The sequence below is a fragment of the Tumebacillus amylolyticus genome, assembly GCF_016722965.1.
GTDB classification, from domain to species: Bacteria; Bacillota; Bacilli; order Tumebacillales; family Tumebacillaceae; genus Tumebacillus; species Tumebacillus amylolyticus.
On sequence record NZ_JAEQNB010000013.1, the window covers coordinates 1 to 12,161 of the forward strand.

At 55.2% G+C, this 12,161-nt stretch carries 13 protein-coding genes, 3 tRNA genes, 2 rRNA genes and 1 other annotated feature; of the genes, 1 reads left to right on the top strand and 17 read right to left on the bottom strand.

Translation table 11 applies throughout. The annotated features are described in order from the left end of the window. The 3 genes from JJB07_RS23180 to JJB07_RS23190 form a co-directional block, all read right to left on the bottom strand. A 16S ribosomal RNA gene (locus tag JJB07_RS23180) occupies nucleotides 1–61 on the bottom strand; the annotation flags it as partial. A gap of 85 nt (nucleotides 62–146) precedes the next feature. Then, a tRNA-Lys gene (locus JJB07_RS23185) sits at nucleotides 147–222 on the bottom strand. A 3-nt stretch (nucleotides 223–225) separates the two neighbouring features. After that, a tRNA-Ser gene (locus tag JJB07_RS23190) sits at nucleotides 226–317 on the bottom strand. Between the two features lie 288 nt (nucleotides 318–605). Between JJB07_RS23190 and JJB07_RS23195 the strand changes: the two genes are divergently transcribed. Next, nucleotides 606–983 carry a hypothetical protein gene (locus JJB07_RS23195; RefSeq protein ID WP_201638464.1) on the top strand — a complete coding sequence of 126 codons (378 nt, stop codon included), beginning with the start codon at nucleotides 606–608 and terminating at the stop codon, nucleotides 981–983. Between the two features lie 55 nt (nucleotides 984–1,038). Here JJB07_RS23195 and ileS read toward each other — a convergent pair whose 3' ends face one another. The 14 genes from ileS to JJB07_RS23265 all read right to left on the bottom strand — a co-directional run. Then, nucleotides 1,039–3,813 carry an isoleucine--tRNA ligase gene (gene ileS, locus JJB07_RS23200; protein WP_201638452.1) on the bottom strand — a complete coding sequence of 925 codons (2,775 nt, stop codon included), beginning with the start codon at nucleotides 3,811–3,813 and terminating at the stop codon, nucleotides 1,039–1,041. A gap of 65 nt (nucleotides 3,814–3,878) precedes the next feature. Beyond that, nucleotides 3,879–4,124: a binding site (T-box leader), on the bottom strand. Nucleotides 4,125–4,170: 46 nt separating this feature from the next. Beyond that, nucleotides 4,171–4,653 carry a DivIVA domain-containing protein gene (locus JJB07_RS23205; protein ID WP_201638453.1) on the bottom strand — a complete coding sequence of 161 codons (483 nt, stop codon included), beginning with the start codon at nucleotides 4,651–4,653 and terminating at the stop codon, nucleotides 4,171–4,173. A gap of 95 nt (nucleotides 4,654–4,748) precedes the next feature. Next, nucleotides 4,749–5,531: a YlmH family RNA-binding protein gene (locus JJB07_RS23210; RefSeq protein WP_201638454.1), complete on the bottom strand. Its 783-nt coding sequence runs from the start codon at nucleotides 5,529–5,531 to the stop codon at nucleotides 4,749–4,751. A 1-nt stretch (nucleotide 5,532) separates the two neighbouring features. Further along, nucleotides 5,533–5,817, bottom strand: a complete 285-nt coding sequence (locus JJB07_RS23215) for a YggT family protein (protein WP_201638455.1) — start codon at nucleotides 5,815–5,817, stop codon at nucleotides 5,533–5,535. 18 nt (nucleotides 5,818–5,835) lie between these two features. After that, complete coding sequence (locus JJB07_RS23220) at nucleotides 5,836–6,288, bottom strand: cell division protein SepF (protein ID WP_201638456.1); 453 nt, start codon at nucleotides 6,286–6,288, stop codon at nucleotides 5,836–5,838. Nucleotides 6,289–6,303: 15 nt separating this feature from the next. Further along, entirely contained in the window at nucleotides 6,304–6,993 is a 690-nt protein-coding gene (locus JJB07_RS23225; protein ID WP_201638457.1) for a YggS family pyridoxal phosphate-dependent enzyme, read from the bottom strand. A 36-nt stretch (nucleotides 6,994–7,029) separates the two neighbouring features. Further along, nucleotides 7,030–7,806, bottom strand: a complete 777-nt coding sequence (gene pgeF / locus JJB07_RS23230) for a peptidoglycan editing factor PgeF (protein ID WP_201638458.1) — start codon at nucleotides 7,804–7,806, stop codon at nucleotides 7,030–7,032. A gap of 92 nt (nucleotides 7,807–7,898) precedes the next feature. Further along, nucleotides 7,899–8,189 (bottom strand): YlmC/YmxH family sporulation protein, encoded by a 291-nt coding sequence (locus tag JJB07_RS23235; RefSeq protein WP_201638459.1) that lies wholly within the window; start codon nucleotides 8,187–8,189, stop codon nucleotides 7,899–7,901. 82 nt (nucleotides 8,190–8,271) lie between these two features. Further along, the gene (gene sigG / locus JJB07_RS23240; RefSeq protein WP_201638460.1) at nucleotides 8,272–9,051 is read right to left on the bottom strand and encodes an RNA polymerase sporulation sigma factor SigG; all 780 of its coding nucleotides are present in this window, start codon (nucleotides 9,049–9,051) and stop codon (nucleotides 8,272–8,274) included. Between the two features lie 70 nt (nucleotides 9,052–9,121). Next, nucleotides 9,122–9,844, bottom strand: a complete 723-nt coding sequence (sigE, locus tag JJB07_RS23245) for an RNA polymerase sporulation sigma factor SigE (RefSeq protein ID WP_201638463.1) — start codon at nucleotides 9,842–9,844, stop codon at nucleotides 9,122–9,124. 52 nt (nucleotides 9,845–9,896) lie between these two features. Next, a complete protein-coding gene (gene spoIIGA, locus JJB07_RS23250; RefSeq protein ID WP_201638461.1) occupies nucleotides 9,897–10,883 on the bottom strand; it encodes a sigma-E processing peptidase SpoIIGA in 987 nt (328 codons plus the stop codon). 151 nt (nucleotides 10,884–11,034) lie between these two features. Then, a complete protein-coding gene (pheA, locus tag JJB07_RS23255) occupies nucleotides 11,035–11,862 on the bottom strand; it encodes a prephenate dehydratase (RefSeq protein WP_201638462.1) in 828 nt (275 codons plus the stop codon). Between the two features lie 71 nt (nucleotides 11,863–11,933). Next, nucleotides 11,934–12,020: transfer RNA gene (locus JJB07_RS23260), tRNA-Leu, on the bottom strand. Between the two features lie 43 nt (nucleotides 12,021–12,063). Further along, nucleotides 12,064–12,161: ribosomal RNA gene (locus tag JJB07_RS23265) — 23S ribosomal RNA — on the bottom strand; the annotation flags it as partial.

The window sequence follows — 12,161 nt, forward strand, 5'->3', positions numbered from 1 at the left end:
CTTGCATGTATTAGGCACGCCGCCAGCGTTCGTCCTGAGCCAGGATCAAACTCTCAATAAAAGTTTGGTTCTGACTCGAATCGATCTTCATCTATCACTCGTTTAGTTTTCAAGGATCAATCTGTTACAAAGAAAAGAGGTAAAAATGGTGAGCCATGAAGGACTTGAACCTTCGACACCCTGATTAAAAGTCAGGTGCTCTACCAACTGAGCTAATGGCTCACATGGCGGAGAGAGAGGGATTCGAACCCCCGAGACGGTTACCCGCCTACTTGATTTCGAGTCAAGCTCCTTCGACCAAACTCGGACATCTCTCCATGTGATTCAGTTTCGTTCTCATCACCGTGTGTCTCGCGGCGACAGGTGTTAATATAGCATGTCCTCCACAGGAGAATCAAAAACTACATTCGAGCAAAATCGCCAATCTCCGCAGATTATATTCATCACTCTCTTTCTTGACCCTGTTTTTCTGCAAATCTGGGCATGCGCCCGTTTTTCTGTTTGCGTTTCACCATGCCTCCCCTCCGCACATATCCATAGGGTGACGAATGCCCCACAAGACAACAGCCTACTCACCCACAAATATAGAAGGAGCGTGACCCGCAGTGCCGAAGAATTTCAACCAAGAGTCTGACATTCAGTTGATTCCTTATTATGAGTTCAATCCGAAAGTCCACAACATCGAATATCGTTACTTTGAAACTCCGGAATACCAAAACGCATTGAACCACTACTACGCAAACCTCTACAGCCAGCAACAAGAAGTCGCAGGCGACTTCCGCGGCCAAGTACCGGTAGAATTCGATACTCGCCGCCCACCGTATGGCGGTTATGGCTATCACCCGTACGGCTTCCATCCGTGGGGCTATGGCGGCTATCATCCGTACGGTGTCGGGTTCCACCCGTGGGGCTACGGCTATAACCCGTATGGGTATGGCGGCTATCACGGCGGCTACCACAAAGACGGCAGCTCGTCCCGCTAATCCCCGCCTACCAAAAAAGAGCCTCCACCGCCCAAGGGCGGATGGAGGCTTTTTTTTACTTCACAAAGTGTACCACGTTCCCTGCACAAGTCGGGCAGAGCGTCGGATGTTCGGTGTTCTGACCGACTTCCGGCGTTACCACACGGCAACGTTCGCACGTCTCGCCTTCTGCTGCGCGAACGCGAACAGACAGACCTTCAAACGCGGTTGCATCGGACGGAACTTCCGTGCCCGGCTCGAAGACGATTGCGCTGGAAGTCCCCAGCACTTCTTGCACGCGCGGGGTACCTTGAAGCACCGCAAATGTAGCGGCATCCGGGTAGAGCTCCACGCTTGCCGTCAGCGATTTGCCGATGACTTTCTCTTGACGTGCCACTTCCAGCGCTTTGAGCACTTCGTCGCGCACGGCGAGAATTGCTTCCCACTTCTGATCGAGCGCTGCGTCAAACGTGACAGCCGACGGCAAGAACTCGGTCAACTGCACGCTTTCTTCGTCAGCACCCGGTACAAACGCCCACACTTCATCTGCGGTGTGCGTCAAGATCGGTGCGAGAAGCTGCGTCAACGCGACGAGGATGTGATACATCGCGGTCTGACCCGAACGGCGTTCCAACGCATCCGGAGCCACGGTGTACATACGGTCTTTGGAGACGTCGAAGTAGAAGTTCGACAGAGTGACGTTGCAGAAGTTGTTGAGTTCGTGATATACGACGTGGAATTCATACGCTTGGTAGCCTTTCAGCACGCGTTCACGAAGCTGCTCCAATTTGTTCAGCGCCCAACGGTCGAGTTCCATCAACTGATCGGCCGGCACGAGGTCGGCGCTCGGGTTGAAATCGTTCAAGTTGCCAAGCAGATAGCGGAACGTGTTGCGCATCTTGCGGTAAACGTCAGCCACTTGCTTGAGGATCGCATCGTTGACACGGGTATCGGAACGGAAGTCAACCGATGCCACCCACAGACGCAGAATATCCGCGCCGTACTGTTGCAGGACTTTCAACGGGTCGACGACGTTGCCAAGCGACTTGGACTGCTTGCGGCCTTCGCCGTCGAGGGTGAAGCCGTGCGAGAGGATCGCTTTGTACGGAGCTTGCCCGCGAATTGCAACAGCCGTCGAGAGCGACGAGTTGAACCAACCGCGGTATTGGTCGGAGCCTTCCAAGTACAAGTCTGCCGGCCATTGCAATTCCGGACGCTCATCGAGCACCGCCATGTGCGAAGAACCGGAGTCGAACCACACGTCCATCGTGTCAGACTCTTTGCGGAACGTGTGCCCCCCGCAAGAACAGGTCAAACCGTGCGGGATCAGTTCGGACGCGTCCTTCTCAAACCAGATTTGCGAACCGTGTTCTGCAAACAGCTTCGAGAGTTTGTCGATCGTGGAATCGTTGATGATCTCCGTGTTGCAGTCGTTGCAATAGAAGATCGGGATCGGCACGCCCCACTTGCGCTGGCGGGAAATACACCAGTCGGTGCGGTCGGCGATCATGTTGTGCAGACGAACTTCACCCCAGACCGGGCTCCACTCGACTTTTTTGATTTCCTCAAGCAGTTTGTCACGGAACTTGTCGATAGAGCCGAACCATTGTTCCGTCGCGCGGAAGAACACCGGGTTCTTGCAACGCCAGCAGTGCGGGTAGCTGTGATCGAGCGCTTTTTCAACCAGCAGGTGGTTGCTTTCGGTCAGATCGGCGATGATTTGCTTGTTCGCTTTGAGGTAGAACTGACCCGCATACTTGCCTGCTTCAGCGGTGAATTTGCCTTGGCCGTCGACCGGTGCGAGGATCGGCAGGTCGTATTTCAAGCCGACCAAGTAGTCCTCCATCCCGTGACCCGGAGCGGTATGAACGCACCCGGTACCGGATTCGAGGGTAACATGGTCGCCCAAGATGACGAGCGATTCGCGGTCGAGGAACGGATGCGCACACGTGACTCGTTCCAACTCCGAGCCCTTGAACGTTTTCACGAGCTTCGGTTCTGCTTCTACGCCGGCGGTTTTGAGCACCGCACCGACCAGATGCTTCGCGATCAGCAGATTCTCGCCGTTGACTTCGACGAGGTCATATTCAAAGTCCGGGCCGAGCGAGATCGCCACGTTCGCCGGAAGCGTCCACGGGGTCGTCGTCCAGATGACGATGTAGGTGTTCTCAGTCGGCAGCACGCCTTTGCCGTCCTTGACAGCGAACTTCACGTAGATCGACGGAGAGGTTTTGTCTGCGTACTCGACTTCCGCCTCTGCCAGCGCGGTCTCACAAGACGCGCAATAGTAAACAGGTTTCAGACCTTTGTAGATATAGCCGTTCTTCGCCATCTCCCCGAACACTTGGATCTGGCGAGCTTCATACTTCGATTGCAATGTGATGTACGGGTTCTCCCAGTCACCGCGAACGCCGAGACGTTTGAACTGGCCGCGTTGACGTTCAACGAAATCCATCGCATAGTCGTAGCACATCTGACGGAATTCCGTCACCGGCACTTCATGGCGGTTGATGCCCTTGTTCTTGATGATCGCATGTTCAATCGGCATACCGTGCGTATCCCAGCCCGGTACATACGGAGAGTCAAAGCCGGACATCGTCTTGAATTTGACGATGATGTCCTTCAAAACTTTGTTCATCGCGTGCCCGATGTGGATATCGCCGTTGGCGTAAGGAGGGCCGTCATGCAGGATGAATTTCGGTTTGCCCGCTTGCTTCGCCTGCACTTTCGCGTAGAGGTCCATCTCTTCCCATTTCGCTTGCATCTCCGGCTCACGCTGCGGCAAATTGCCGCGCATCGGAAACTCCGTTTCCGGGAGATTGAGGGTCTTGCTGTATTCCGGTTTCTCCATTGTCTGTCACTCCTTCATGTATGAAACAAAAAAAGTCCCTCGGTCCCTTCGCGCGCACATGCACGCAAAGGGACGAGAGACTTTGGTTTCCCGTGGTACCACCCTGATTCCGCTCTGAAAAAAGCGGCTGCTCATTGAGCCCTGTAACGTAGGCCAACACGGTGAAACTTACTACCGCCCTTGGAAAAAAAGGCAGGTTCAGTCCACGACTCCCGGGTGATTTTCCCGATTGTTCCCTTTCCCGGTTCGCACCAAATCCCGGTTCTCTGCAAAAGTTCCCAACCGCTACTCTTCCCGTTCAACGTCAAATGTTGAAGTTGCACGTATTATATGATAGTCTTCCCGAAACTGTCAAACCTATTCTTCGACGCGAATGGTTTTCTCATCGAGCAAATGGTTCCACTGCTCGTTCTCCAACAGTTCAAGTTGCGCGGAGACGAGCGACTTGAAACGCGCGCGGTAGACCGATGCCTGCTTCTGCATCTCATCGATTTCCATGGCCATCTTGCGGGACTTGACGAGCGATTCGTTGACGATCCGGTCGGCGTTCTTCTCCGCTTCCTTGATGATCAGCTGGGATTCCTTGCGGGCGTTGGCTTTGACTTCCTCGGCCGTCTCTTGGGCGACGATGATCGACTTGGACAGCGTGTCCTCCAAGTTCTGGAAGTGAGTGAGGCGGTCTTCCAGCGTAGCGACCTTCTCTTCGAGGAGGCGGTTCTCACGGATCAGGGCTTCATAGTCCTTGATCACGCGGTCGAGAAATTCGTTCACTTCGTCTTCGTTGTAGCCACGAAGCGAACGGCCAAATTCCTTGTTATGAATATCGAGCGGAGTCAACATGCGATCCGGCACCTCCATCAATTCCTGTAGAAAAATAGACAGCGTTCGTCACTGCCACAACTATTTCGACGGCATCTGACGAACTCCTGCCGTAACTAGATATATTTTCCGACTTTTAAGACCGTTCGGCCTTTTTTGGTCTGCCCGCCGACTTCGAGGATTTTCACCCGTCCGTGTCCACGCAGGGAGATCACATCTCCCTCCTCCACGAGCGTCGCCGGGTTGTCGATCGTCTGCCAGTTCAACTGCAACTTGCCGCTCTTGATCGGGTCCACGACTTTGGTGCGCGAGAGGTTGAACGCATCGGACGCCACCGCATCGAGACGCAACGACATCACGGTGAATTCCTTCTCTTGAAATTCGCGTTGGATGGAACGGTAGTCGGTCCCGGCGATCTCTTGCACGTGAACGGAGGCTCGTCCGACCTGTGTCAAGTGTAACCGCACGAAGTCCGCCATATCCCGTGTGACCGCCAGATCGCACCCGTCGTCCCAGACGCTGAGATCGCCGAGTTTCCCGCGTTTGAGCCCTAAGCCAACCAGTGCCCCGAGATAGTCGCCGTGCGAGAGCTTCACGTACTCTCCCGGCACATCAACACGTAAAAAAGCCAGCTCAAAATCCGCATCCTCCGGCACCCAATACGACGGGGCGATCAACGCACGCTGCCGCTCAGCCGAATGAGGTCCGCCGAGCAAGCGAACTTCGACATCGGCGTGGCGTCGCACGACGGACACGGCGATTTTTTGCTGACGAGGGTCGAGAAAGTCGGTGAGAGCGGGCGACTGGCGGTCGTCTACACGCTCCGCCAAGTCGATCATCCGCTCGACAAACGGCCGTTCCTCCGGCCGAAAGTGCATCATGATGGAATCTTGTTTCATCTTAGGTCAGCACCTTGACCAGCAGCCAGGAGACACCGGACACGACGAACATACGCCAGACGATCAGCGCCACGATCGGCGAGAAGTCCATGTAGCCGCCGCCCAAACGCACCGCCGGAATGAAACGGCGGAAGATGCCGAAGTACGGTTCGGTCAGTTTAAAGAGAATCCGCCCGACAGCGGTGCGCTGAATATCCGGGAACCAAGTGACCAACACGGAGATAAACAGCAAATAGTAATAAATCTGCATCGCATACATGATGATGGTATAAATCATTTGGACCATACGGTCACCTCGTCAGTTTTATCGTTGGTTGGAAAACCCTTGGGCCGTTTGCGTCCCTTCCATCAGGTCGCTGATCTGGCCTTGAATGTCGATGTTCTCAGGCGCACAGAGGAAAATGTTATGACCGAGTTTCTGCAAGGTTCCACCCAGTGCATACGTGCATCCGCTGATGAAGTCGATCACGCGCTTCGCCACGTCGTGCGGGGCTTTGTGCAAGTTGACGACGACCGGTCGGCGGTTGCGCAAGTGATCGGCGATGCTCTGTGCATCATCATATGTCTCCGGCTCCGCAAGATAGACGCGCACTTGCTTTTGCGTGTGCAAGGACACGACGGTGCCTTGGCGTTTCAACGGGACGACGCCGTCCTGCTGCTGTGCCATCTGTTGTTGTTGTTCTTCGAGCTGTTCTTCCTCCCGGCGCGGCTGCTCCTCATCCGCCAATCCGAGAAACGACATCACTTTCTGGAACATGATCTTCTGCCCCCCTTATTTGACGAGTACGCTGCCAAGACGCACCATCGTCGCGCCTTCTTCTACAGCGACTACATAATCTCCTGACATGCCCATCGAGAGCTCGCGGCTCGTCTGGGGCAGCAACCCCCGTGCGATCATTTCATCGCGCAGTTCGCGCAAGCCGCGAAACACCGGACGTGCCTCCTCCGGGTCTTGTGAAACGGGCGCCATCGTCATGAACCCGCGAATTTCCACAAAGTCCATCTCGCGCGCCGCTTGTAAAAAAGCCGGCACTTCGCCCGGCGCAAATCCGCTCTTCGACTCTTCGCCGGAGACGTTGACTTGCACCAAACAGGGAATGGGTCGCCCGATGGCGGCGGCCCTTTTTTGAATCTCCTCCGCAAGGCTTAGGCGATCCACAGAATGTATCCAATCAAAACGCGGTAGAACGTCCTTGACTTTCTTGGTCTGCAGGTTTCCGATATAATGCCAGCGCACCCGCTCTTGCACGTCGGCTGCCATGCCTTCCATTTTCGGCAACGCGACTTGCAGGCGGTTCTCTCCGAGATCGGTCAATCCGGCGCGAACGACGTTCTCCGTCTGCTCGGTGTCGATGTACTTCGTCACCGCGACGATTCGCACGTCCTCCGGATCTCGCCCCACTCGCAGACAGGCTCCTGCAATCTCTGCGCGAATTTCTTGCAAGCGTGTTTCGTAGTCCATAATTGCCCTCCTGCAAGCCAATAGGTACTTATACGCTCAATTGCCCTCTTTTTCCTGCAAGATCGCCACAATTCCGGCATGACGGCCGGTCTTGCCCGCTTCCTTGCGATGGGAAAAGTAGGTGTCCACACGGCAACTTGTGCACGCGTCCTCGCGGTGGATGTGCTCGGCGAGGACTCCCGCTTCGAGCAAGGCGGTGACGTTTGCCTGCCACAAATCCAGTTGCCAACGCCCGTTTTCGTTTGGGGTCAGCAGTTGTTCAACTGCGTTTGGAAAAGCGGAGCGGACCTGCGTCGCGACTCGCTCGTCCACCTCGTAGCAACAGGGTCCGATCGACGGCCCGATCCAGACTTGCATCCGGGCGGGGTCTGCCCCGTAGTGGGAGATCAAAGCGCGGACGGTGTGGGCCGCGATTTTTTTTACAGTGCCTTGCCAACCGGCGTGTGCGCAACCGACCGCCGTGACATCCGGTGCAGAGAACAACAGCGGTACACAGTCTGCCGCATAGGTCGTTAAGCCTATGCCGGGTACGTTCGTAATCAGAGCGTCTGTCGCGGGGATCATGCTTTCCAGATCTTGAGAGCCGCGTCCTTTGAGTTCCTCCGTGACCACCGTCACCGTCGCTTCGTGAACTTGTTCGCCGGCCACCCACGCTTCCAGCGGGAGGCCGAGACTCGCGCCAACACGGGCGCGGTTCTCTCTGACATGCGCCGGATCGTCCCCGACATGCAAGCCGAGATTGCAACTTGTATAAGGAGCCTCGCTCACCCCGTCGTGGCGGGTGGTGAAGGAGGCGATGATTCGAGAAGTCATTCAGGCTCACCTTTCCTCTCTGTCCAAATCGTACCACACCTCGTCGAAAAAGAGAAAGGGACTCCCGGCACGGAATCCCTTTCTCTTTTTTTCTAAAAACCGCCGGAACTCGAACCGTTCCCCGGCGGCAGGTAATGCGACTCACCCGACCCGCGCAACTCCACGAGCACGACGTCTGCGCCGATTTTTACGATCTGGCTCCATGGGATGACATGGTCTTGCCCGTTGCCGAACATACCGAGGAACCGCCCTCCGCCCGGTACGATGATCGAGCGGATCATTCCGTTTTCCAAGTCAATGTCAAGGTCGCCGATCTGACCCAGCCGTTTCCCGTCGGAGATGCTGACGACATCTTTCGCTTGCAACTCGGAGATTTTGACCATCAGACTCGCCCCTTCCTCCTATATGTATATGTCCGAACCTCGAAAAATGAAAAAAAGCCGCGGAATCAACCGCGGCTTTTTTCTATGCTTTTATGAATTTGTGCATGTGGTGAATGGCCGCCTTCTCCAAGCGAGAGACTTGTGCTTGGGAGATGCCAATCTCCTCGGCGACTTCCATCTGCGTTTTGCCTTCGAAAAAGCGCATCGACAGGATGCGTTTTTCCCGCTCATTGAGCTTGGTCAGAGCTTCACGGATGGAAATCTCCTCGACCCACAAGGTGTCGTGGTCCTTTTCATCACTGAGTTGGTCCATGACGTAGATCGGATCACCGCCGTCGTGGTAGATCGGCTCAAACAGCGAGACCGGATCTTGGATGGCATCGAGAGCGAACACGACGTCTTCCTTGGGGACGTCCATCGCTTCAGAAATCTCCACGATGGAAGGTTCACGCAGGTTTTGGTTCGTCAGGCTGTCGCGGACTTGAAGTGCCTTGTAGGCGATGTCGCGCAGAGAGCGGCTTACGCGAATTGGGTTGTTGTCTCGCAGATAGCGCCTGATTTCACCGACGATCATCGGAACAGCGTAGGTCGAAAACTTAACGTTTTGGCTGAGGTCGAAGTTGTCAATCGCTTTCATCAAGCCGATGCAGCCCACTTGAAAGAGATCGTCCACATACTCCCCCCGGTTGTTAAAACGCTGGATGACCGACAACACGAGGCGGAGGTTGCCGTTGACCAGTTTTTCACGGGCGGACAATTCTCCTGCTTGCAGTGAAACGAAGAGTTCACGCATGACGGCATTGGTTAGAACGGGAAGCTGAGCTGTGTTTACGCCACAAATTTCGACTTTGTTACGTTTCATAAGTAACTCCCTCCATTCAGCGTCCGCCTCAGTTGGAGACAGTATGAGCCATTGGAGGGAGAAATATGCACTACAGCATTTTGTTGAATTCTTTGCGCAAGCGTTTGATGATGCGCTTTTCAAGTCGCGAGATGTAGGACTGGGAGATGCCGAGCAGATCGGCAACGTCCTTCTGCGTCATCTCTTTGCCGTCGGTGAGGCCAAAGCGCATTTCCATGATCTTGCGTTCGCGTTCGGTGAGTTTTTCGAGAGATTTGTAGAGCAGGTTGCGGTCGACTTGTTCTTCAAGATCGCGGTAGATCGTGTCGTTCTCAGTGCCCAGCACGTCGGAAAGCAAGAGCTCGTTGCCGTCCCAGTCCACATTCAGCGGTTCATCGAACGAGACTTCGGAGCGTATCTTGTTGTTGCGGCGCAGGAACATGAGAATCTCGTTCTCGATGCAGCGCGAGGCGTAGGTTGCCAGTTTGATTTTTTTCTCAGGGTCGAAGGTGTTGACCGCTTTGATCAAGCCGATCGTTCCGATCGAGACGAGGTCTTCGATGTTGATCCCGGTGTTTTCAAACTTGCGGGCGATGTAGACGACGAGGCGCAAGTTGCGCTCGATCAGGACGGCGCGGACGGCTTCGTCCTTGGATGGCAGTTTTTCGAGCAGGAATTCTTCCTCTTCGCGGGTCAGCGGCGGCGGCAGGGCCTCGCTTCCTCCGACATAGTAGATTTCCTCCGGGGTACCGCCGAATTTAAACAGCAGGCGCAGGAACAAAAGTCTCGCCTGCAAGCGCATTTTCAAGGGGATCGGCAATCTCATACAGGTCGTCTCCTCTCATTCCGTTGCTTATTTCATGAGTTTAGCTGGCTGCAACTTCGGGTGGATCCGTTGAGTCCATAGATGCTCTGCTCTCTGCGCTTGCTTCGTCGCCGAGCATGGCGGGGTGCAGGATGGCGCGGTACGAGCCGTCGGCTGCGAGCGGTTTCGGGTTGAGTCCGATCAGCACTTTGCGGCATTCATGGACTTCTCCCGACCCATCGCGGGCCGTCAGACGCACGAGATCCGGGCGAAACGACAGCAACATGCCCATCACACCGCCGACGCCCCGGTATGGGACGAGACGCATGCGGGCTTGCCAGTCCGCTTCGAGTTCGAAGTCGCCGAGCGCACTTGCGGGGTCGGCGCCTTTTTCGTAAGATTCGGTGAGTTCTGAGGGCAAGACTTCACGCAGCAGTTCCCAGTCCAGCACCGTGACAGGCGTGCGAGAGAGAGGGTCGGTCAACGCGTTGCCGGTGTCGAGCAAGCCGGTGAAGTTGACGTGGAACGTTCCGATGTGGACTTCGACGTCCCAGAAGTTTTGTTCGCGGTGTTTGGCTTTGGCGAGGCGTGTCCATGCGCTTTTTCCAAGCCAATAGACCAGTGGCATCGCGACTACGATCAAGATCAGGGTGGACGGTTGGAGCCAGGCGACGCGACCCTTGACGATCACGAGGCCGTTTTTCATCGAGATGTTTTGAAAAAGTCCGTTGGTTGCGTAGGCCGCGCCCCCCATCAGAAACGAAGCGAGGTAGAACAGTCCGAGCATCTTGCCGAACTCCCACACCCCTTTGGGACGAAACGCTACCCAGACCATGAGGATCGAGAACAACACTTTGCAAACAAACGACAACAACATCGACAACGCGGGTACGAATAAAAAAAGAGCGTACGAGGCTCCGATAGCAGATGCGCCGATCATCCGCCATCCAGTCACTTTGCGACGGGCCAGGAACGCCGTCACGAACAGAATGAACCCATCTAAGACGAGATTTATGACCCAGATTACATCTAAATAGACAACGGGCATTCGTCATCACCTACCAAACAGGTTCGCCGATTGCCCTCAGTATAGTACAAGTCTATTGCAGAGGGTGTCAAAACTTGACACTCAACTAGAAAAAAGTTTCGTCAAAAAAAGCACCCTTTGTCGGGTGCTTTTTTCGCGAAACTTTAGGAGGTTACATGACATAATGGCGGTTCATCGTGCCGAGTACACGCACTTGGTGGCCGTACGTCTGAACGATGGAGATGGCTTTTTGCATGCGTTCGTCTTGCCAGCCGGCTTCGACTTCGAGGAAGAATTGGTAGGTTCCAAGCTTCTTGCGCGTCGGGCGGGACTGGATGTGTGAGAGATTCAGTTGGAGACCGGCGAATACGTTCAGCACGGAAGCGAGCGCTCCCGGTTGGTCGGATTCGAACTGCAGTTGCAAGATCGTGCGCTCGGTAGACCTCACCGTCTGGCCGATTCGACGGACGACGATGAAGCGGGTGAAATTGTCGTGGACGTCTTGGATGCCCGCTTGCAACACTTCAAGGCCGTTGTTCTCGGCGGCGAGGAGGGTCCCGATGGCTGCGACGTCCGTGCGTCCGCTTTCGGCGAGCTTCTCGGCGGCTGCAGCGGTGCTGTCGAAGTTCTTCACGGCGGCTCCCATGTTGTGGATGTAATGACGGCACTGTGCGAGAGCTTGCGGATGAGACCAAACCTCGCGAATGTCTTCGCGATTGGTGCCGACAACGGTCAAAAGGTTCTGACGAATGGGCATGATAATTTCCGCTTCGACAAACAACTCCTCATTGAGCGCGAGGCTGTCGAGGGTCATCGTGACAGATCCTTCAATCGAATTCTCGATGGGAACGACCACGCGGTCGACTTGTTTCGCTGCCAGCGCCTCCAGCGTGTCGAGAATGGACGGATGGAGGCTCCACTCGACATCTTCCTCGACAAAATACCGACGTGCCGCTTCTTCCGTGAATGTGCCCTGCGGGCCTAAACATCCTACTCTCACCTAAGCTCATCTCCTTTTATGCAAAAAAGACCCGATCCTCAGGACCGAGTCTACGATGTCAAACGAGTTGTTGGTGCGGTCAAGAGGACTTGAACCTCCACGGGGTTGCCCCCACAAGAACCTGAATCTTGCGCGTCTGCCAATTCCGCCATGACCGCATACTGAAACTGGATAGTTCACTTTGTGTGTGATTCAAGAACTTAGGATAAGCCCTCGACCGATTAGTACTGGTCAGCTGAATGCCTCGCGGCACGTACACCTCCAGCCTATCAACCCTGTCGTCTACAGGGGGTCTTACC